The organism is Mycobacterium sp., assembly GCF_025933915.1.
GTDB lineage: Bacteria > Actinomycetota > Actinomycetes > Mycobacteriales > Mycobacteriaceae > Mycobacterium.
In genome coordinates this window covers 14,470-36,216 of record NZ_JAICZA010000036.1, presented here as the reverse complement: position 1 = coordinate 36,216, position 21,747 = coordinate 14,470, and the positions used below count along the sequence as shown (strand labels likewise).

At 67.8% G+C, this 21,747-nt stretch carries 18 protein-coding genes; 5 read left to right on the top strand and 13 right to left on the bottom strand.

Translation table 11 applies throughout. The annotated features are described in order from the left end of the window. Positions 1–2,750 (bottom strand): glutamate synthase central domain-containing protein (locus tag Q0W90_RS08425; protein WP_297774074.1); only part of this gene is annotated, 2,750 nt, incomplete at its 3' end. A 640-nt stretch (positions 2,751–3,390) separates the two neighbouring features. Here Q0W90_RS08425 and Q0W90_RS08420 point away from each other — a divergent pair. Next, positions 3,391–4,527 carry a MinD/ParA family protein gene (locus Q0W90_RS08420; protein ID WP_297593300.1) on the top strand — a complete coding sequence of 379 codons (1,137 nt, stop codon included), beginning with the start codon at positions 3,391–3,393 and terminating at the stop codon, positions 4,525–4,527. Here the strand turns inward: Q0W90_RS08420 and sigI are convergent. Next, positions 4,524–5,402, bottom strand: coding sequence for an RNA polymerase sigma factor SigI (gene sigI / locus Q0W90_RS08415; protein WP_297593298.1), 879 nt, complete (start codon positions 5,400–5,402; stop codon positions 4,524–4,526). The two genes, Q0W90_RS08420 and sigI, sit on opposite strands and share 4 nt — an antisense overlap. 111 nt (positions 5,403–5,513) lie before the next feature. Here sigI and Q0W90_RS08410 point away from each other — a divergent pair, with 111 nt between their 5' ends. Both Q0W90_RS08410 and Q0W90_RS08405 read left to right on the top strand, forming a co-directional pair. Beyond that, positions 5,514–6,362, top strand: coding sequence for an NAD(P)H-binding protein (locus Q0W90_RS08410; RefSeq protein ID WP_297593296.1), 849 nt, complete (start codon positions 5,514–5,516; stop codon positions 6,360–6,362). Position 6,363: 1 nt separating this feature from the next. Next, complete coding sequence (locus tag Q0W90_RS08405) at positions 6,364–6,804, top strand: nitroreductase family deazaflavin-dependent oxidoreductase (RefSeq protein WP_297593294.1); 441 nt, start codon at positions 6,364–6,366, stop codon at positions 6,802–6,804. Between the two features lie 10 nt (positions 6,805–6,814). Here the strand turns inward: Q0W90_RS08405 and eccA2 are convergent, their stop codons facing one another. The 11 genes from eccA2 to Q0W90_RS08350 form a co-directional block, all read right to left on the bottom strand. Next, on the bottom strand, positions 6,815–8,665 hold the full coding sequence (gene eccA2, locus Q0W90_RS08400; protein ID WP_297774076.1) for a type VII secretion system ESX-2 AAA family ATPase EccA2: 1,851 nt from the start codon (positions 8,663–8,665) through the stop codon (positions 6,815–6,817). A gap of 112 nt (positions 8,666–8,777) precedes the next feature. After that, complete coding sequence (gene eccE / locus Q0W90_RS08395; RefSeq protein ID WP_297593292.1) at positions 8,778–10,340, bottom strand: type VII secretion protein EccE; 1,563 nt, start codon at positions 10,338–10,340, stop codon at positions 8,778–8,780. Next, positions 10,337–11,995 (bottom strand): type VII secretion system ESX-2 serine protease mycosin MycP2, encoded by a 1,659-nt coding sequence (gene mycP2 / locus Q0W90_RS08390; protein WP_297774071.1) that lies wholly within the window; start codon positions 11,993–11,995, stop codon positions 10,337–10,339. The genes eccE and mycP2 overlap by 4 nt, the downstream gene beginning before the upstream one ends. Continuing rightward, positions 11,980–13,509: a type VII secretion integral membrane protein EccD gene (eccD, locus tag Q0W90_RS08385; RefSeq protein WP_297593289.1), complete on the bottom strand. Its 1,530-nt coding sequence runs from the start codon at positions 13,507–13,509 to the stop codon at positions 11,980–11,982. Before eccD ends, mycP2 begins: the two co-directional genes overlap by 16 nt. Next, positions 13,506–14,531 (bottom strand): MinD/ParA family protein, encoded by a 1,026-nt coding sequence (locus Q0W90_RS08380; protein ID WP_297593287.1) that lies wholly within the window; start codon positions 14,529–14,531, stop codon positions 13,506–13,508. Before Q0W90_RS08380 ends, eccD begins: the two co-directional genes overlap by 4 nt. Before the next feature lie 127 nt (positions 14,532–14,658). Next, positions 14,659–15,489: an ESX secretion-associated protein EspG gene (locus Q0W90_RS08375; protein ID WP_297593281.1), complete on the bottom strand. Its 831-nt coding sequence runs from the start codon at positions 15,487–15,489 to the stop codon at positions 14,659–14,661. A gap of 115 nt (positions 15,490–15,604) precedes the next feature. After that, positions 15,605–15,892 (bottom strand): WXG100 family type VII secretion target, encoded by a 288-nt coding sequence (locus Q0W90_RS08370; protein WP_008262888.1) that lies wholly within the window; start codon positions 15,890–15,892, stop codon positions 15,605–15,607. Between the two features lie 51 nt (positions 15,893–15,943). After that, on the bottom strand, positions 15,944–16,258 hold the full coding sequence (locus tag Q0W90_RS08365) for a WXG100 family type VII secretion target (RefSeq protein ID WP_008262887.1): 315 nt from the start codon (positions 16,256–16,258) through the stop codon (positions 15,944–15,946). 101 nt (positions 16,259–16,359) lie between these two features. Next, complete coding sequence (locus tag Q0W90_RS08360; RefSeq protein ID WP_297593268.1) at positions 16,360–17,532, bottom strand: PPE family protein; 1,173 nt, start codon at positions 17,530–17,532, stop codon at positions 16,360–16,362. A gap of 32 nt (positions 17,533–17,564) precedes the next feature. Next, complete coding sequence (locus Q0W90_RS08355) at positions 17,565–17,870, bottom strand: PE domain-containing protein (RefSeq protein ID WP_297593266.1); 306 nt, start codon at positions 17,868–17,870, stop codon at positions 17,565–17,567. Between the two features lie 464 nt (positions 17,871–18,334). Beyond that, on the bottom strand, positions 18,335–19,663 hold the full coding sequence (locus Q0W90_RS08350; protein ID WP_297697400.1) for a HAMP domain-containing sensor histidine kinase: 1,329 nt from the start codon (positions 19,661–19,663) through the stop codon (positions 18,335–18,337). Positions 19,664–19,873: 210 nt separating this feature from the next. On the opposite strand from Q0W90_RS08350, the gene Q0W90_RS08345 reads away from it, so the two are divergent. Beyond that, positions 19,874–20,524 (top strand): TetR/AcrR family transcriptional regulator, encoded by a 651-nt coding sequence (locus tag Q0W90_RS08345; protein ID WP_297774066.1) that lies wholly within the window; start codon positions 19,874–19,876, stop codon positions 20,522–20,524. Further along, a complete protein-coding gene (locus Q0W90_RS08340) occupies positions 20,521–21,732 on the top strand; it encodes an acyl-CoA dehydrogenase family protein (RefSeq protein WP_297593260.1) in 1,212 nt (403 codons plus the stop codon). The genes Q0W90_RS08345 and Q0W90_RS08340 overlap by 4 nt, the downstream gene beginning before the upstream one ends. Positions 21,733–21,747 lie beyond the last annotated feature (15 nt).

The window sequence follows — 21,747 nt, the reverse complement described above, 5'->3', positions numbered from 1 at the left end:
TTGGACCGACCGCCCAGCCGGTTCATCGCGATGGCCAGCGTCTCGTGCGCCTCCGCGGAGATCGAGCCGTAGCTCATCGCCCCGGTCGAGAAGCGTTTGATGATTTCGCTGGCGGGCTCGACCTCGTCCAGTGGGATCGGTGGCCGCACACCGGCGCGGAACTTGAGCAGGCCGCGCAGAGAGGCCATGCGCTCGCTCTGGTCGTCGACCAGACGGGTGTAGTCCTTGAACACTTTGTACTGGCCGGTGCGCGTGGAGTGCTGCAGCTTGAAGACGGTCTCCGGGTTGAACAGGTGGTACTCGCCCTCGCGGCGCCATTGGTATTCCCCGCCCACTTCGAGCTCGCGGTGGGCGCGTTCACCCGGCCGGTCCAGGTAGGCCAACGCGTGACGGGCGGCGACGTCGACGGCGATGTCGTCCAGGGTGATCCCGCCGATCGGACAGCTCAACCCGGTGAAGTATTCGCTGAGCACATCCTCGGAAATCCCGACGGCCTGGAACAGCTGCGAACCGGTGTAGGAGGCCAGGGTTGAAATGCCCATCTTGGACATCACTTTCAGCACGCCCTTGCCGGCGGCCTTGATGTAGTTGTTCAGCGCCGCCTTACGGTCAATTCCCTCGATGACGCCCCGGTCCAGCATGTCCTCGATGGACTCGAACGCCAGGTACGGGTTGATCGCCGCGGCGCCGAAGCTGACCAGCGCCGCCATGTGGTGCACCTCGCGGGCGTCACCGGTTTCCACCACCAGGCCGACGTGGGTCCGTGTCCGGTCGCGCACCAGATGGTGGTGCACGCCCGCCACCGCGAGCAGCGACGGAATGGGCGCCATCTGTTCGTCGGATTCGCGGTCGGACAAGATGATCACTCGCGCGCCGTCGGCGATGGCCGACGACGCCTGCGCACGCACGTCCTCGATGGCGGCGGCCAGCCCGGCGCCACCCTCGGCCACCGGGTACAGACAGCGAATTACCTTGGAGCGCATGCCATGCGGACGCCCGTTGACCTCGTCCTCCGGGTCGAGGTTGACCAGCTTGGCCAGCTCCCGGTTGCGCAGGATCGGCTGCGACAGCGCGATCTGGTGACACGAGAGCTCGGTCGGCGTAAGCAGGTCACGCTCGCCGCCGGTGGTGCCCTGCAGGCTGGTCACGACCTCCTCACGGATGGCGTCCAGTGGCGGGTTGGTCACCTGAGCGAAGAGCTGCTGGAAGTAGTCGTAGAGCATCCGCGGTCGCTGCGAGAGCACCGCGACGGGGGTGTCGGTTCCCATCGACCCGATCGGTTCGGCGCCGCTTCGCACCATCGGCGCCACCAACAGGTTGAGTTCCTCATAGGTGTAGCCGAATGCCTGCTGGCGCTTGACCAGTCGGTCGTGCGGCATCCGCTTGTAGTGGCCTTGCGGCAAGTCGTCAAGGGGGACGAGATTCCTGTCCAGCCACTCCTGATACGGGTGCTCGGCGGCCAGTTCCGCTTTGATCTCCTCGTCGGAGACGATGCGGCCCTGCGCGGTGTCCACCAGGAACATGCGGCCGGGCTGTAGCCGCATCCGGCGCACCACCTTGGCCGGGTCCAGGTCCAGCACACCGGCCTCGGACGCCATCACCACCAAACCGTCCTCGGTGACCCAGATCCGCGAGGGGCGCAAGCCATTACGGTCGAGCACCGCACCGATGATCGTGCCGTCGGTGAAGGTTATCGACGCCGGTCCGTCCCACGGCTCCATCAGCGAGGCGTGGTACCGGTAGAACGCCCGGCGCGCGGGGTCCATCGATTCGTTGCGCTCCCACGCCTCAGGGATCATCATCAACACGGCGTGGGCCAGGCTGCGCCCACCCAGGTGGAGCAGCTCGAGCGCCTCGTCGAAGCGCGCCGTGTCGGAGGCGCCCGGGGTGCAGATCGGGAACAACTTCTCGACGTCGGCTTCCGAGCCGAAGACGTCGGTCTTGATCAACGCCTCGCGGGCCCGCATCCAGTTCTCATTGCCGGTGACGGTGTTGATCTCGCCGTTGTGGGCGACGCGCCGGAACGGATGCGCCAGCGGCCAGGACGGAAAGGTGTTGGTGGAGAACCGGGAGTGCACGATGCCCAGCGCGCTGGTCAACCGATTGTCTTGCAGGTCAAGGTAAAACGCCTTGAGCTGCGGGGTGGTCAACATGCCCTTGTATACGAGGGTCTGACCCGACAGGCTCGGGAAGTAGACCGTTTCGCGGCCGGGACCGTCTTGACCGGGGCCCTTGGTGCCCAGTTCGTGCTCGGCGCGCTTGCGGACCACGTAGGCGCGGCGCTCCAGCGTCATGCCGGACTCCCCCGCCATGAACACCTGCCGGAAGGTGGGCATCGCGTCGCGCGACAGCGCGCCCAGCGACGAGTCATCGGTGGGGACGTTGCGCCAGCCCAGCACCGTCAGCCCCTCGGCCTCGGCGATCTTCTCCACCGCGGCGCACGCGGTGGCGGCGTCCTTGGACGACTGCGGCAAGAAGGCGATGCCGGTGGCGTAGCTGCCCGGCGCCGGCAACTCGAAGTCCACGACTTCGCGAAGGAAGGCATCGGGAACCTGAAGCATGATGCCGGCGCCGTCCCCGCTGCGGGGCTCGGCGCCCTGGGCACCCCGGTGTTCGAGATTGAGCAGCGCGGTGATTGCCTTATCGACAATGTCGCGGCTGCGACGGCCGTGCATATCGACGACCATGGCAACCCCGCACGCGTCGTGCTCGAACGCGGGGTTGTATAACCCGACGCGCTTGGGCGTCATATGCACCTGACCCTTCACGTGAACGTTCTGCGCGACCGTGGCGGCGGCCCCGATGAGGTCGCACCCGAAGGTTGCGGGCTAAAACCCCTGCGGCCTTGTCTCGATGGGCTGTGCCCCAGGCGGAGATGATCCTGTAGGGATGTCCGTGCAGCTCTGAACGGTGGCCTGGAACCGGTCTCGACAAGTCGTAAAACGATATGACAATACCCGCCTGACATGCCAACTTCGTCAAGTCTAACCGTCGGCCGGCAGGGTCGTAAATTTCGCTGTCCCCGCTGATCGGCGATATTGCCGCGCCGCTGGGCGGGTCCGTGATTTCCCGCACAGCAGCTCTCGCCGCGGATGGCCACGGCCCAGGGAAACCCACCACATCAGGTTTGCTGTCGACGCTCGCCGGTCCGGGGGTGGCGCTGTTAGGGGCGGGGATGAGCGTGCTCAGTGCCCCACTCGTGGCTTCACGAGGGCCCCGCGGTGAGCCCGGTCGAGTTTGCAGGTTTCGGCACCGGCCGGGTGAGGAGATACTGGACCCGGTATTGGCCACATCCGGCGTCGCACGCTGGACCGTGGCGCTTATCACGTAAGACGTTAGTCGCGGTCGGGCCACCGGCGCGACGACCGACGCCCGGCACCCGAGGAGCCCATGAACGAGCGCGACGAATTCCTGCGGGACCGTCTGCGCCCCGAGCGGTCGAGCACCGCGGCGGCGCGCCCGTCTGGTCCCCCTCCGCACCCGTCTGGTCCCCCTCCGCACCGGCCCCAGGGCGCCCCGCGGCCGTCGGCTCCGCCTTCCCCTCCTCCTCCGGCCCGGCCGCCCGCGCCGCCCCAGGGCTGGGCGCCGGCGCCCCCGGCGGCGCCGCCCCACGAATTGCCCGACCGCGGTTGGCGACGCATCCTGCGGATCGCCACCTTCGGCCTGATCAACCTGGGCCCGTCGCCCGCCCAACGGCAGGAGGCGCAATTCGAAGCGGCCATCCAGACCCGCCTGTACGGCAACTGCAAGGTCGGTGTGCTGGGCAAGGGCGGTGTGGGGAAGACGTCGGTGGCCGCCAGCGTCGGCTCGCTGTTCGCCGAACTCCGCCGGCAAGACCACGTCGTGGCGATCGACGCCGATACCGCCTTCGGGCGGCTCAGCAGCCGAATCGATCCGGGGTCGACGCGCTCGTTCTGGGAGCTCACCGCCGACCAGAACCTCCGGTCCTTCGACGATGTGGTGGCGCGGCTGGGCCGCAATTCCGCGGGCCTGCACGTGCTCGGCGGTGAACCGGCCGCGGGCCCGCGCCGCGTGCTCGATCCCGCGATCTACCGGGAAGCGGCGCTGCGGCTGGACCGCCATTTCACGATTTCGGTCATCGACTGCGGTTCGACGATGGACGCCCCTCTCACCCAGGAGGTGCTGCGGGATCTCGACGCGCTGATCGTCGTGTCCTCGCCCTGGGCCGACGGCGCGTCCGCCGCCGCGCGGACCATGGAGTGGCTGGCGGATCAGGGCCTGGCGACGCTGCTGCGCCACAGCATCGTGGTGCTCAACGATTCCGACGGCCACGCCGACAAACGCACCCGCGCGTTGCTTGCCCGCGAGTTCATCGACCACGGGCGGCCGGTCATCGAAGTGCCGTTCGACCCGCACCTGCGGCCCGGTGGCGTCATCGACGTGACCCGTGAAATGGCGCCGGCCACGCGGCGCAAGTTTCTCGAGATCACGGCGACGATCGCCGGCTATTTCACGGCGCGTCCCGACCGTTCGGGCGACAACGGGCCGAACCACACACAGAGCTAGGCCTTGCCGGCGGAGTTCCCGGTTCGCGCCGACGGGTCGGCGATCGCCTCGATTTTGCCCACCCGCGCCCCGCGGATGGTCAGCACGATGACGGCGAACAGGCGGCGGTCGGTGAAGGCCAGCAGCACCGGCGCCCCGACGGGACCGCTGACCAGGGTCACGTCCGGCCACAGATAGCGCAACAGGTTGGTGGCCACCGCGTCTGGCCCGTGATTGACCTGGGGCGGCGGCGCCGGGTCGGCCAGGATCGTGCCCACGCCCCAGACCGTCGGGTCCAGGACCGCGGCCAGCGCGACGAGGTCACCGTTGGCGCACGCGGTGATGAACTTCTCTGTGACGAGCTGGTGTTCGGCCGCGGCCACCGCGTTCACCTTCGGTTGCGCCGCAATGAATTTGGCCCGCGCGCGCCGCGCCAGCTGGCGACAGGTGCCGACCGGACGACCCACGGTTTGCGAGATCGAGTCGAAGGGCACGCTGAACACGTCGTGCAGCACGAAGGCGACCCGTTCAGCGGGGCTGAGCCTGCGCAGGACTTCCAGCAGCGCGGTGCGGATCTCGTCGTCGAGGGTGATCCGGTCGGCCGGGTCGGAGCGGCGCGCCGCCGGCCGCTCCCCGATGTCGCCGGGGCGTTCGTAGCGGGCGCGGGCCGAGCGCACCTGGTCGAGGCAAAGCCGGCTGGCCACCACCGTCAGCCAGCCCCGGACATCCTCGATCTCGCTGATCTCGGCGCGCGAGAGCCGCAGGAACGCTTCCTGCGCAACGTCTTCCGCCTCGCCGATGTCGCCCAGCATCTGGTAGGCGAGGTTGACCAGATACGGGCGATGGCGGCGCCAGGCCTCGGCGACCTGGTCGCCCGCTGACGGCGACGGGTTCATGACTCTTCGACGATCTGCTGCCGCAAAAAGTTACGCGTTCTCCGCTGTAACTTTCCCATCTTTTGCCCCGTCCTTGCAGCAGTGCACAAAATTCACGAAAGGAACCATCCCATGACAATCGTCGTCACCGGGGCGACCGGCAACGTCGGGCGCCCGCTCGTCAACGAACTGCTCACCGCGGGAGCACACGTGCGCGCGGTCACCCGACAACCGGGGCCGGCCGGATTTCCCGCCGATGTCGAGGTGTTCCATTCCGCCGCCGAGGCGCTGTCGGACGCGTCGGCGGTCTTCCTGAACTCCCGCGCGCTGGGCGGGCAGCTCGACGACGTTGTGACCCAATGCGGGCGGGCCGGCATCTCCAAGCTGGTCGCGTTGTCGGCGATCAATGCCGACGACGACGTATCCCGGCAGCCGTCCCGATTTCGCGGCGACCGCAACAAGGAGGTCGAGCAGCTCGCCGTCGACTCCGGCCTGGCCTGGGTGAGCCTGCGGCCCACCGTGTTCGCTTCGAATTTCGCCGGCATGTGGTCCACTCAGCTCCGCGCCGGCGACGTGGTCGCCGGGCCATACGCCGCCGCATCGACGGCGCCGATCGTCGAGACGGACATTGCGGGTGTTGCCGCGCACGCGCTGCTCACCGAGGAGCTTGTCGGACAGCGGATCCCGCTGACCGGTCCGCAGGCGCTCACCAACGCGGAGCTGGTGGCGGTCATCGGCGCGGTCCTGGGGCGGCAGCTGCAGTACATCGAGGTTCCCGCAGACGCTGTGCGGCAACGGTTTCTGGGTTTGGGGTTCAGCGCCGGGTTCGCCGACGCCTACCTGGCGATGCTCGCCGAGTCGCTCGACAAACCCGCAATGGTCACCCACGACGTCGAGAAGATCCTCGGCCGGCCGGCACTTCCGTTCGCCCACTGGGTGGCTGAGCACCGCGGCGCCTTCACCGACGAGCAAGGAGTCTGACATGACCGCACCGCGTCCCCCGCGCTACCTCAAGCCCATGAACAAGTTCATGATGGCGGTACAACGGCTGGGCATTCCGACCGGGCCCGCCATGGTGCTCACCGTGCCCGGGCGTAAGTCGGGTCGACCCCGCAGCACACCGATGACCCCCTTCGACTTCCGGGGCGGCCTCTACGTGGTGGCCGGTTATCCCGGCGCCGACTGGGCGGCGAACGCCCGCGCCGCGGGCTCCGGCACCCTGCGCCGGGGCCGGCGGTCACGGCGCGTCCGGATCGTCGAACTCTCCGCCCGTGAGGCGCGGCCGGTGCTGCGGGAGTTCCCCGCCAAAGTCCCCGTCGGCGTGGCGTTCGCGAAACGCTCGGGAATGGTGCGCGACGGAACGGCCGACGAATTCGAGGCGCTGGCGGGGCGGCTCGCCGTCTTCCGCTTCGAGCCGACGTGATCGCCGGCGGTCACCAGACGATGGCCGCCATGTCGCGGTTGTCCGAACACACGCTGCGCACCGCCGCCTCGATGTCGGCCGCGGTGATGATCTGAAGGTCCTCGACCGTCACCGGTTGGCCCGCACGCTTTTGCGCGACCACCCTGGTGTCCCGGAAGCCTTCGGCACGTTCGACGACATTGCGTGCGAACCTGCCGTTCTGCATGGCGTCGATGCCGTGCCGCCCACCAGGAGTGGTGTAGGCGCGGATGGTCGTCGCCGCGTCCAGGAACTTCTCGCGTGCGGCATCGTCGAGCAGGCTGGCCCGCGGTGTCGCGTAGCGGTTCGCGATCTCGACGATCTCTGCCGGCGAGTAGGACTCGAAGCGCAGCTTGCGGTTGAACCGGCCGGCCAAACCCGGGTTCACGGTGAGGAATTGGTCCACCTGGTCTTCATAGCCCGCGCCGATGAAACAGAAGTCGAATCGGTGCGCTTCCAACGCGACGAGGAGCTGATTGACGGCCTCCATGCCGATCATGTCGGGTGTGCCGTCTTGATGGCGTTCGATCAGCGAGTAGAACTCATCCATGAAAATGATTTGGCCAAGCGACTTTTCGATCAGTTCATTGGTCTTGGGCCCCGACTCACCGATGAAGTGGCCGCAGAAATCCGAACGCCGCACCTCCCGGATTTCGGGGTTGCGCACGATCCCCATGCCGGCATAGATCTTGCCCAGCGCTTCGGCCGTGGTCGTCTTACCGGTGCCGGGCGGGCCGACGAGCAGCATGTGGTTGGTCTGCCCCTCCACCGGCAGGCCGTGCTCGAGTCGCATCATTCGCACTTCGAGTTGGTCTTCGAGCGCCGCGACCGCTTGCTTGACGGCGGCCAGTCCCACCTGCTTCGCCAGCAGCTTGCGTCCCTCGGCCAGCAGCTCGGCCCGCCGATCGGCGGTGGCGTCGTCATCGAGTTCGTCGCGGCTCTTGGCCGACGAGGCGTCCCAACGATCGGTGCGGCTGTCGATGGTTTCTTCGTCGGTGACCACCAGGTGCAGGTTCGGGTCCGCCAACGCTTCTTTGGCCGCCGCGGTGAGGACCCCGTTGATGGTGGCCTTGGACAGCCAGATCTGGGCCTTGTCCTCCTCACGCAGCTGGCGGTGCACCATCCCCCGCACGTACGCCAGATCGGCGACGAGCAGCGGAATGTCGGACGGGCCGATCGAGGCGGTCAACACATCGGCGTCGAAGCGGGCCGACGACTGGGTGTGCCCGATCACGTCGACACGGTCCAGCCAGTCCAGGGCGACCCGGCCCTGCCCGAGGTGGGCGGCGGCGTGCGCGGCCAACGCGCAGATCGACGCCGTCACAGCCGACATGACGATCGCCTGCGCGGGCAACTCCTCGGCGGCCGCCAGCAGCACGTCCGGCCAGCGCTGCGTCCGGTACATCAAGAAGGTGCGGGCCAGCTGGTGCCACTGGTAGTTGGTCCACGAGTCCAGCAGGTCGCGGTTGGCCAGCAGTTTGTCGGCGTCGGCGTATTCCCCGGCGATCGTCAATGCGGACGACAGCGCCAACCCGACCTGCGATGCGTCGGTGACGGTGATTCCGATGTAGGGGCCGAGCTGGATCTCCGCGGCCAGCGTCTGCCCGATGCGCGTGGTCTCACGGTGCAGCCATTCGCTGGTGGCATAGAGATGCCGCAGCGACGCCAGGTCGCTGTCGCCGCACGCGATGCGCCCCAGCCATGCATCGGCCATCGACGCGTCGGCGTCGGTGGCGGCGACGAACTCCGGCAACGCGGCCGCCCGCCCCTGCCGGTTCTTGATACCCATGGCCTGGTCGAAATGCCTTCGGGCCGTTTGTAAATCACCCATCACATCCCCCATCACGAGCGCCGCGGCCGCGGTCATCGCGATTGCGGGCGGCCGCCCTCGGCCGGACCGAGCTGCCACCGCGTGCGCTCATCAAACTGTGCCTCAAACTCGCGTTACGGACCTGCTACATGCCGACCGACATGCTGACCGGATCCAGGCTGACATAGCGGTTCTCGGCACGGAACATGTCCATCTCGGCAAGCCAATTCTTCCCCGCCGCAGTGACATTCACCACCGCTGGGCCAACCTGCTCGATTATCACCTCGAAGCCGTGGCGCTGTCCCTCGGAGAGCCTGGCGCCCGCCGGGGCGATGGTGATCACGGTCGCCGGTCGCGGAGTGGGCGAAATCGCCGCGGCGTATTCCACGACGCTGACGGTGGTGCGCGGTGCCGGGCGCGAGCCGTTGACGACGCCGATCTCCGGCATTCGTACGCTGGCCCAGCGCGACATGTCGCGGGTGTGCACGCAGACTCGTTCCCCGGCGCCGGCGGTGCGGATCACGATCCGCTTGGCGATCGGGTCGTCAGCGGCGACGAACACGCGCGACAGCTCACCGGCATCGGTCACCGGCATCAACAGCCGATCGCCGGTGCTGAGCTTCCCGATCAGCACACCCGAGGGACCGATCTCGGTGACCAGCTCCGCGGGCAGCGGGCTGCGCCGCATACCGCGCAGGTGTGGTCGGGGGCCGCACATGTTGCCCGACGCCGCCGCGGCCTGCTCGCCGTTGAGCCGGCGCAGGACCACGCTGGGCGGCGTGGGCGCGGGCGTCGGCGTGCGCACGGTGATCGTCGCCGTGCACCGCGCGTCCGGATACACGGTGACGTTCTGGATGACCTCGTCGGCGCGCAGCGTCCACGCCTGGGAAAGGTTGCGCGACGTGATCGCCTCCGGCGGATACGCATAGGTGGTCAGCCAGCCCGCTTCCCCGCGAATGGCTTTCCATCGCTGCGCCGGCCCCGACACCGCGTCCCAGCCGAGCCGGCGATCGAGTTCGACCAGATCGGTGGCCGTGGCCACCTTGGCCCGCAGGCCTTCGCAGCGCAGGAGGCCCGCGATGCGCTGGGCCACCGAAATCGCCGCCGCGCCAACAGTTGTGCGCCAGACCAGGGTGTGGGCGTTGCCGATCACCGCCAACCGCATGATCAGCCAGGTCTCGCGCCGGCCCGCGTACGGCGGGGTGCCGATCTCGGAGTCGTAGACCCGCGGGTAGTCCCCGATGGTTCCGTGCCGGGAACCGATGCTGACGACGCTGATCGAGTCGAGTTGCAGACCGAGGGCCTGGCGCAGCATCGGCACCAATTCGACGACGTCGAGCACGTTGTCTGTCTCGACGGTCACCGAGCCGGTCACCATCGTGGCTTGATGCGCCCTGCCCAGCAGTTGCACCGCGACCACGGCGACCCCGTCTTGCACGCGCACGCCGCCACCGGATCGGTTGTTGGCCACGGTGATCGGAGCCGCCCAGTCGATCGGGCGCCGGCCGCGCCGCCACAGCACCGCCCACGACCACGCCGGCTGGCCCCACCAGCGCACGAACACCAGCGCGACGCCTACCACCACGGCGACCGCGGCACCGATATAGCCGGCCAGCAGCCAGCTCGCGAGCGCGAGCATGAATACCACCCACACCCCGACCACCCGGCGGTTACTGCCGCGGCTGAACCCGGTGAGGTTGGGCCTCATCGGGCCCTCCGCAAGCGCGCGGCGATCGCGAACACCAGCACACCGGCGGCCACGACGCCCAGGAATCCGATGGCGATGTTGCGCGCCCGGTGGTCGGGCGGTGGCGGCGGTGCCGCCGGGGTGATGACCCGGCTTTGGGCACCCGGAGGCATCCGGTCGCCCGGCGGGATGTTGAAGGTCAACGCCGCGACGGGGTCCACCAGCCCGTAGCCGACCTTGTTGTCGACCCCCGCGGGTGGATTGTGCGCCGACTGCACGATCCGGTTGATCACCTGGTGCGCACTGAGATCGGGGTATTTCGCGCGCACCAATGCCGCGACTCCGCTGACGTAGGCCGCCGAGAAACTGGTGCCCCAGAACGGCATGTTCTTCTCGCCCGGCCTCGACGGCGGGTAGGCGTTGACGGGCCCGCCACCTTGGGGTGAGAGACCCATGATGTGGGTCCCCGGTGCGGCGACGCCGACCCAGGGGCCCGACATGCTCTTGTCCAGCGCGGCGCCACTGGCGTCGACGGCGCCCACCGACAGGACGTAATCGGAAAACCAGGACGGGGCCGAGACGACCTTGACCTGATGCCAGTCCCGTGGATCCGAGGGATCCAGCGGGTCATACATCGGGTTGTTGTTGCAGCCGGCCTCCCCGTCGTTGCCGGCGGCCGCCACGACCACCGCGTCCTTCGCGGTGGCCGCGTACCACAGCGCCGCGCCCAGCGCCCGCTGATCGGCCGGGGCCGCCGCGGGCAGGCAGGCGGTGACCGAAATGTTGATCACCTTCGCGCCCATGTTCGCGGCGTGAATCACCGCGCGCGCAACCGAATTCAGCGTGCCCGCCTTGACCTTCTCGTCGGAGTTGGGATCGCCCGGTGGCGGGTTGACGGGTTCGAAGGCCCGTGAGGATTGCCGAATCGAGATGATGGTCGCGTGCGGGGCCACACCCACCACCCCATCGGGCGCTCCGGGAGGGAGCGGCGGCACCGCGGGTTCTTCCTCGGTCTGCGGATCGGGTGGCCCGTTCGATGCGGCGGTGGCGCCGCCTCCCTCCGGTGGCGGGGGCGGCGGCGGTGGCGGCGGAAGGACCTGGGTGATCGTCACCGGCGGCGGCGGGGGCGGTGGTGCCATCGGGGGCGGAACCTCGACCGGAGGGGCAGGCGCCCCGGCGACGGGCGGCGGCCCGGCCGCCGGGGGGAACGCCGGGGTGGCCGGCATGGGCCGCGGCATGGGCAAAATCCCTTGGGGCGCAGCGCCGATGATCGAGCTGACGATGGTGCCGTGGGCGTCGCAGTCCGTCAGGCCGTCCTCACCCATGATGTAGTCGCCACCGGGCACCACCGGTAGCCGCGGGTTCGGCGTCACTCCGGTGTCGATGACCGCGACGGGCACACCGTTGCCCGTGCTGTATTGCCATGCCTTGGTGATGTTGAGCAGGTTGAATCCGGGAGCCAGCTGCGCCACATCGGGGTTTCGCACGGTGATCGGCGACGAGCAGCTGTTGGCGCGGCGCATCGGCTGATCGGGCCGCGGCGGGCCGTCCGGTGGCACCATCCCCGGGTCCACCGATGGCGGTGTGATCGCTTGTGCGGCAGGGATATTGGCGGACAACGCAACCAAGGTCAGGGCGGCGGTCAGCGCCGCAGCGGTTCTCAGTGGCGAATCCACGTGAAGAGCCCTCCCAGGGCCGCCGCCGCTGGCAGCAGAACGATGAATGCGAGCACTTCCACCCATTCCACGGTCAACCGGATGAACGGTCTGAACCGGATGGCCGGCACCAAAAGCGCTGCGGCCAAGCCCAATGCGGCGAATGTCGCCACCGCCACCACCGGCCACAGCAGTCCCGTCATCGCGTCTTTCGGCCCGGCGACGGCGTATTTGACCACTCCCGCGCACACCGCGGCCGATGCCCCGCATACCAGCGCGACGGCCTGGTATTTGGCGGCGAAGCCGCGGCCCTGGGTGATGAAGATGCCCACCACCAGGCCGGCGACCACCAGCGCCAACCAGGCCCACTGGCGTCCCGGGGTCAACACGCCCCACACCGCGGCCGGCAGCACGATCGATACCCCGACGCACAGGCCCACCTGGACCGCGTTGACCAATCGCGCCGAGGCGGCGATCGCGGCGCCGCGCGCGGTGATGTCGGTCAGTTCGTTGTCTTCGTCCTCGGATTCGTCCTCACTGACCGGAGACACGGTGTCGACCGGCATCCCCTCGCGCCGCGCGAACAAGTCCCGGCCGGTGATCGATCCGAAATGCGGCGGCCTGACCCGGGCCACCCATAACGCGATCAGGGGGGCCATCCGGACCAGGACGAGCAATCCGACCAACACACATACCGCCAGCACCTGCGCCGAAGCCGGCCGGAACATCCGGACGGCGGCGACGACGGCCAGGACCCCGGAAACCGTTACCACGGCGGTGACCACCGCGGTCTGCCACCGATTGCGCGCGGTCACCCCGATGGCGACGGCGCCCAAGACCACCACCACGGCGCCGATCAGCCCGTGCGCCGCGCCGAGCACACCCGGCGGAGCGCAGGCACCGGCAGCGGCCAGCGAGACCACCGCAAGCCAGGCGAACCCGCTGAACAGGTCGCGTCGTTCCCGCCATCCGCTGCGCGCCACCAGCGTCGCGATCACCAGGAGACCGCCGACCCCGCCCGCCACCGCCGCCGGGATCGGGCCGTCGGTGAACGTCCGTGTCCGCAGCGTCAGGGCCACGACCACCGCCACCGCCATCGCGATGACCGCGACCGCTGTGTGAGCGGCCGTCAGCGGCGTCACGGGCGCGAACATCCGATCGCCGCCGTCGCGGCCCAGCCACTTGCCCATGGCGGCCAACCCCGTCGACAGCGACTCGTACTGCGGTTCGAACGATTCCCCGTCGACCCGGGGCACCAGCACCAGGGTGTCGCCGTCCTGGACGCCCAGCTCGTCGAGGCTCTTATTGATATCGAGCCGGACGCCATTGATCTTGTGGAGTTCGTAGCTGCCGGCCGGCAGCGAAATGCCGTCAAAACCTTTGCGCTTCAGGTCGGCATCGAACAGCTCGACCATTCCCTCGAAGAATCCCTCCATCGGAATTCCGGCGGGGAAAACTTGGGAACAGAGATGCTTCTCGTAAGAAATGTTCACCGCACAACGCGCCGGAAAAGCGACCTTATGCGGCGATGTCACGGCACCGCCCGCTCGGCGTCAGGAATGTATTTGTCGGCCAGCCCCGCGGTGATTTCAAAGAGGCGCAACCGCGATTTCTTCTTCAACTCGTGAACCGTATCGATGATGCCGCCTTTGGCGAGGTGCGGATCAAACGGCAGCGCTTCGACGGTCGCCCCGACCTTGGTGAACCGCTCGGTCAGGTAGGCCAGGGCGTCCTTGTCGGTGATCTGGTCGGTGTGGTTCACGATCACGGTGCTGCGCGAGACCAGCTCGTGGTAGCCCTGCGACCGCAGGTAATCCACCGCCCGTAGCACCGGGCGCGAGCGGTCCGCGGTGATGCCCGAAACGAAGACGAGGGTGTCGGTGTTCTCCAATACCGGTTTCATCACTTCGTGTTCGAGATCGGGGGAGGTGTCGACGATCATCACCGTGTGGGTACGCCGCAGTCGCGACAGCACCCCGGAAAACATCGCCGGTACCAGCGGCCTGGGCTGGTCCGACGTCCGGTTTCCGGCCAGAACGTCGAGACCAACTGCGTTCTGCCCCAGATGTTCTCGGATGTCGGCGTAGCCCTGGACGTCGGTGTCGTTGATGATGGCGGTGTAGTCACCCGGCGGGGAGTCGTCGATGCGGTCGGCCAGCGTGCCGAAACCGGGGACGGCGTCGATCGCAATCACGTTCTGCGGGCGGCATTCCCGGAAGACCCCGCCGAGGCAGGCGACGAGCGTCGTGACCCCGACGCCGCCCTTGCCGGAGACCACGGTGATCACATACTGCCGTCGAATATGCCGGCGGATACGGTTTTGCAAATCACGGTAGTGCCGTTCACGGGGAGATTCGCCCGGATTTATTTTTCGAAATGAGATGGCGTAAATGAATTTACGCCAACCCGACCCCGGTGGAATCTTTCGCGGCGCGGCCAGATCGGTAATACGCATCGTGTCGGATACCGAATCCGGGAAGTTGCTGCCCCCTGACGGATCCCCCCGTCTGAGCGCTCCTTCGTCCGACATATTCGGGTCATTCCAAGGGCTCGTCACGACGAGATGCTAACACGGTTCGCGATACCGCGTTTACCCGTTCAGAGACCTTTCAAGTGCGACAGGCGTTGTTATTACAAGACTTTGGTTAGCTATGTTATTTCGGCATCCGATAACCGGCTCGCTGTCACACCACACGCCGATACGAGTGCCACTCGTCGCCCGCGGGCAATCGGCGAATGAGCCGTTGCACCGCTCCGCCGATGTCGCTGCGCGAGCCGGGCGAGAGGATCTGGTAGCGCCGCTGCCCCGAGGTGACGCTTTCGATGCAGACCCGGCCCCCGGGGGTGTCGACGATGGACACCGTCGAATCACCGACGGCCACGCGCGCCAATTCGTCCGGCCCGACACCGGCCTGCAGCGCGACGATGTTCGCGTGCGCGGACCGCGCGGGATCGGCGGCGGTGAGAACCACCTGCAGCTGGTCGGCGTCGAGACGCTGTTCGAGCAGAAACGCTCGCAGGCTGGCGGTGTCGCGCACCGAGTTCAGCAATTGCTCGGTGTCCAGGGTGACCGGCCGCAGCGACGCCGCCTCGGCCACGCCGCACAACCGCTCGATCTGACCGACCACGAGCTCGCTGGCCGATGATTCGTTGCCGGCCGTGCCGGCGGGGTACAAACGCACCAGGTCACCGTGCCGCTCCAAGACCACCCACCAGGTCGCGAAACGGCTGATCGATGCACGCGTCGGCTCGCGCCCCGGAACACCGATCATCACGACCAGACCCAGGTCTCGCCGCAGCAGGACGGTGAGCCATTCGCGGATCATCGGGTCGACGTTGCCGGCCTCGTCGAGCGCACCGGCGGCCACCAACTCGGCGGCCGCGGGGTGCCCCAGCGCGCGCTCCGGGGTGTCGAGCCGCGGCAGCATGGGCCGCAACCCCAGCTCGGGGCAGGTTTGCTCCACCCCGGTGACCGCTTGCAGCACCCATAAGCCATCGACCGTCGTTGTCAGCATGTCGCCCCGCCTTTGATCAGCGACTCCCTCGACCGGCGAACAAGAGACCGAAGGTGGGGCCACATACGCTCGGCGCAGCTGCCCCACCTTCGCTGGTCCCGGTGGTGCAACGGGCTCAGAACAGGCCGGCGATGTGCTGGTCGGTGCTGAGCGCACTGTCGAGCACGTGCGAGGTCGTCTGCCCGTGCTGGCGGATGGTGTCGATGAGACCCTGCAGCCCCGACAGCATCTGCGCCTGCGCCTCGAAGAAGCCCGACGCGCCGTGGCCGGCGAAGAATTCCTGCAGGGCGTGCGTCCGGTTCGAGGTGTCGTCGAAAATGGACTGCAACTGGCCGGCACGGGAGGCGACATCGGTGGCGAAGTCGGCTACGGCCCCGGGGTTGTAAGTGATCGGGTCGGACATGGTGAATTTCCTTTCAAAAGAACTTTACGAATTGACGAATGAGTCGACGGGTCAGGAGCCGTGGCCGCCGAAAAGCGCGGTAAAGGCGTGCGAGGAATCCGCCTCGTGGCCTTCCATCAATGCCGCCGCCTTCGTGAGGCCCTCAGCCAGGCGCGTACCGCCGGTCAAGACTTTGTTCAAGTCATTTTGGACCTCGATGGCCGTTGCGTGCGACGCGGCGACAGCGTCACCGGACCACGTGGCCGGATTCATCACATTTTCCTGATTTGCGACGTACCCCTGACCGATCCCGATCGCATGTTCCATGTTCGCCTGAATCGCGTTTGAAGTATCGCGAAGCATTTGCGGGGTCACCTTGATTGTCACGGAATTCTCCTTCTGCGGTTGGCCGCCCCCCGTAAGGGCATGAAGCGAAGTGTATGGCGGCTATTTGGACCTGTCGATTCACCTTTCACCAGGGGTGTGCTTCAGACTCGAGCGTCGACAACCCGCACCGTCGCGGGCTGTTCGGCCTTGTCACGGGACCCGCGGTCGCCGCCCGCCCCGTGCCCCACGGGCATGCCGCCCATCGGGGCCCCACCCATCGTCGTGGTCTGCGGTCGCATGGCGTCGGCGCCTAACGCCCCGGCCGGGCGCAGCCCCACCGGCCGGCCACTGGTGGCGGGCTCGAAGGCGCTGACCGGGCGGGTGAAACTGGTCGCGGGCACGCCCGCGCTGCCCATGGACGCGCCCCCACCGGCTTCCGCTGCGGAAAGGCCGGTGGCCGACACTGCCGAGACCGCCGGCGTTGCCCCGCCCAGGCCCATGGCGCCGGGATTGGCGAACATGCCCATCAGCGGCTGCATCATCTGCATCGGAGCCTGCATCGCCTGCATGGGAGCCTGCATCACCTGGGGGGCGGCGCCCATCAGCTGCTGCACGGGCTGCATCAAGGTGCCGGCCTGGCCCATGAAGTCCTGGGCACCCGAGGTCGCCTGACCGGCGCCCTGCGACCCCGTCTGGGCGCCCTGCATGGCGGCGCGCATGCCGTCGCCCGCGCCCATTTGTGCCGCCGACTCACCCACCGCCGCCGCGGCCTGCGCCGGGGCGGCCGGCGAGGCACCCATGGTTGCGATCGGGGGCGGAATCGTCAGGCTTTGGGACAGCGCCGTGAGGATCGTTCCGTAGCTGGCCCCGACCGCGGAGTTGTTCGGCCACATCGAGCCGAAGTACTCGAGCTCCAGCGACGTGATCCGTGGCGTCAACGCGCCGAGCACCAGCGGGTTGATGCCGTAGTCGGCGGCGGTCTCGGTGCGGTTGCCGATGCATTCGGGAGCGGGGCGCATCGAGCCGTACGCCATCTGATACGCCGAGACCGCGGTCGACACCACCGCCGGTTTGACGTCGACCCAGCCGGCAAGCCCGTGCAGCGACGTGTTCAGCGCGGTGGCGTTGGTCGCCGAGGCCAACGAACCAGCGCCCGTCCAGCTCGCCGACGTCGCGACGGTGTTGATGGTCGAGGCGATGCTGGAACCGTGATGGGTCGCCGCCAACGCGGTCCAGGCTGCCTGGTTCGCCAAATGAGTGACAACGCCCGCGCCCGCCTTGAGCAGCAGGTCGTTTTCCTCAGGCGTACGCGCAGCCCACCCCGGATCGGCCATGCGTACTTCCCCCTTTTAGATGTCGCTGGCGACTAAGCGCCAATGGCCAGCGTCAAGCTGCGCATGAGCTCGGTGACGACGTAGGTGCCCGAGGCGAGGCTCTGCGTGCCGGAGAACAAGCCGCGCTGGGCGGCGTGCTCGGACACCACTCCCAGGTAGCCGGCGCCGCACGCGTTCAACGCCGCCGCGAACATCACCGAATCGGGATCGCCGCCCATGGGCAGCACCCCCAGCAGGACCGGCGACGCCGCCGAGGCCGCCGCCTCGGTCTCCGCGCTGATCGCCGACTCGGCGGCTGCGGACGCCAGAACCGCCTCTGACTGCACCGAAACAACCATGATTCCCTCCGAACGCTCGACGCCAAAGCCACGTGCTTGGGGCCTTCTAGGGGCCTTCTAGGAGCCTTAGTGTAGTGCGGTTTCGCTGATCTTGTATTCGGTCCCTATCGGCCGGATGTACGGCCCTTGATTTCGGTAACTAATGCTGGTCCCAAGTGTGAAACTGGTGATTTCCCACGGGGAGTCAACCGATAAACCTCAATCGCCACTCAAGGCTCGGCAGTCACAAAAGCATCGCGGTTATCGGGTGCGGCGCGCACCGTAGCCGTCGAGTTTGTCGCCGAATGGGCCATTCGGAAAGGCGGCGTAATAGTGGCCGGCATATTGCGGGAAATGGCGGGCGGGTAAACGGCACGCGCCGCCGATCGAACCCCCGCGCCATTGGTAGCCGGGCCGGCTTTCGGCGGGCTTGTCGGAAAAAACATTTCTTGGCCGTAAAGATCGGCCCCAATTCGGCAAGGCCACTAGGCCGGACCACGCCCGTCGCCGGCCAGCCTCAGCAGAAGTCGAGTGCCACCGAGCGGGCTGGTCTGCAATGCCGCTGTGCCGCCGTGCAATTCGGCTTGCTGAGCGACCAGCGCCAGGCCCAGCCCCGACCCCGAACGCGCGGCCGTCGATCCACGGGCGAAGCGTTCGAACACCGCGGCACGTTCGGATTCCGGAACCCCGGTGCCGTCGTCGTCGATCGCGATCTCCACGCCCTCGCTGGAACTGCTGACGGTCAGCTGGATCTTGCCGGCATTGCCGTGCTTGACGGCGTTGGCGATGGCGTTGTCGATCACCAGCCGCAGGCCGGTGGGCAGCCCGATCATCAGCACCGTCGGCGAGGGCACCAGCGACACCTCGACGTCGGGGTAGGTGCGCGGCGCGTCGTGTGCGGCACGATCCAGCAGCTCGGTGATGTCGAACGGGACGAAATCGTCGACCGTGGTCAGTTCGCCCTGGGCCAGCCGCTCCAGCGCCGTCAGCGTCGCTTCGATGCGGCTCTGGGTGCGGATGACGTCGCCGATGACCTCGTGCCGCTGCTCGGGCGACAGGTCCAGGGTGGACAACACCTCCAGGTTGGTGCGCATGGCCGTCAACGGCGTCCGCAGCTCGTGGGAGGCGACCGCCGCGAAGTCGCGGGCTGACTCGAGCGCCGCCCTGGTGCGCTGTTGCTCGTTGCCGATGCGGGCCAGCATCCCCTCGACCGCCTCGGCGATCTCCACGGCCTCGCGCACACCCCGAACCTGGACCTCGTCGGGACTGGACTGCGCACTGATCGCGCGGGCTTGCTGCGCCAGCAACAGGAACGGATTGACCATGATCAACGAGATCACCCAACCCACCACGACCGTGCCGCCGATCACGCTGGCGCAGATCAACAACACCCGCAGATGCAATTCGTTGATCCGATGCTGGGCTTCGGCCAATGGCGCGGCCAGCGCTATCGAGGCAGGGCCCGCGGTGAAGGTACGAACGCGGTACTGCACGCCATTGATGGTGGTGTTGGCATAACCGTCGGGAAGCTGGGGCAACACGATGTCGCTGGGCACCGACACGGTGACCCCGCCGATGCGCGCGGTGCGCACCAGGTTGCCGTCCGGCGTGGCCCGGTCCGGACTGTTGCGCTCGGCGTTGTTGAGCAGGCTGCTGATGTCGCCCAAACTGCTGACCGAATCGAGCCGGCGATCGAGCTGGCTGTACTGGTCGTTGGTGACGCCCACCCACACCCAGGTGCCCAGCAGCACGACCAGGGTGATCACCGACAACGCGGCGACGATGACGATGGTGCGCAGTGACAGCACCCGCATCGGCAGCTGTACACGTAAGGCGCGGATGGCGGGCTCCTTCAGTGGGTTCGCTCGGCCGCATACAGCATCCACAGCCGTACCGGCCCGGCACGCTCAAGCGCAGCGGTGTTTCGCAAGAATTTAACGCTAACCGCATCGCCTCCTGCTGCGTCACCTGCCGGGACCGGGCACCGTTTTGCCGCGGCTTTGGTGAGTGAGTACTCTCTCACCGTGCTCACCGGACCTGGTCGCGGACGTGACCGGCTGCTCTCCGCAGCGTTGCGGCTTTTCGCCGCCAAGGGGTACGCGGCCACATCGGTGGCCGACATCCAGCGCGAATCGGGCCTGGCGCCGGGGTCGGGCGCCCTCTACAAGCACTTCGGCTCCAAACGCGAGTTGCTCGAGGCGGCGGTTGCGCACCGGATCGACAGCATCGTGGCCGCGCGAGAGCAGTACGACGCGGGGCAGCCGGGCAGCGTCGAGCAGGCGGTGCGCACCGCGGGCCGGCTGATCTGGAACAACCTCAAACACAGCGAGGATCTGCTGAAGGTCATGCTGCGCGAACCCGACGAGCTCGGCGATCTCGACGAGAAGACGTGGCAGGTGATCACCGACAACGCCTACCAGCGTTTCGCCGATGAATTGGCCGCGTCCAATCGCTCCGGCCGCACCGGCATTCCCGATCCCGAAGCGGCCGCGGCCGTCGCGATCGGATCGCTGTCCTACGCGGCGACGCTGCAAGCGCTGACCGGCCGCCTGCCCGGCAACACCGACGAAGAACGGTACTTCGAGGCGTGGGTCAACCAGACGGTCAGCGTCCTCGCGCAATATACAAACCCCCGAAACCCGTTGAACACCAATGATTCAGGAGCTAAGCCATGACATTTTCACTGCAATTGTCCGACGACGTGATCGAGGTTCGCGATTGGGTGCACCAGTTCGCCGCCGACGTCGTTCGCCCCGCCGCCGCGGAATGGGACGAACGAGAGGAAACGCCGTGGCCGGTGATCCAGGAAGCCGCAAAGGTGGGGCTGTACTCCCCCGACCTGTTCGCCCAGCAGGCGGCCGAGCCGACGGGCCTGGGCATGCTGACGGTGTTCGAGGAATTGTTCTGGGGCGACGCGGGTATCGCCCTGTCCATCATGGGCACGGGGCTCGCCGCGGCGGCGTTGGCGGGCAACGGCACCCCGGAACAGCTGGGCCGCTGGCTGCCCGAAATGTTCGGCACCGCTGACGAACCCAAGCTGGGCGCGTTCTGTTCGTCCGAGCCCGACGCGGGCTCCGACGTCGGTGCCATCCGCACGCGCGCGCGCTACGACGAGGCGACCGGGGAGTGGGTCCTCAACGGCACCAAGACCTGGGCGACCAACGGCGGCATCGCCAACGTGCACATCGTGGTGGCGTCGGTCTACCCCGAACTCGGCACCCGCGGCCAGGCGACCTTCGTGATCCCGGCCGGGGTCAAGGGGCTGGCGCAGGGCCAGAAATTCAAGAAGCACGGAATCCGCGCCTCCCACACCGCCGAGGTGGTGCTCGACAACGTCCGGCTGCCCGAGGACCACATCCTGGGGGGCCGGGAGAAGTTCGAGGCGCGCATCGCCCGCGCCAAATCCGGTGCCTCCGCCCGCGGGCAGGCCGCGATGAAGACCTTCGAGCGCACCCGGCCCACCGTCGGCGCGATGGCCGTCGGTGTGGCCCGGGCCGCCTACGAGTATGCCCTCGACTATGCCTGCCAGCGTGAGCAATTCGGCCGCAAGATCGGTGAATTCCAGGCGGTGGCGTTCAAGCTCGCGGACATGAAATGCCGCATCGACGCGGCCCGCCTGCTGGTGTGGCGGGCCGGATGGATGGCCCGCAACAACCAATCCTTCGACTCCGCGGAGGGATCGATGGCCAAGCTGGTGGCCAGCGAAACCGCCGTCTACGTCACCGACGAGGCGATCCAGATCCTGGGTGGCAACGGCTACACCCGCGACTACCCCGTCGAGCGGATGCACCGCGACGCGAAGATCTTCACCATCTTCGAGGGCACCAGCGAAATCCAGCGCCTGGTGATCTCCCGGGCACTGACCGGCCTGCCCATCCGGTGACGGCGTAGCTGCGGC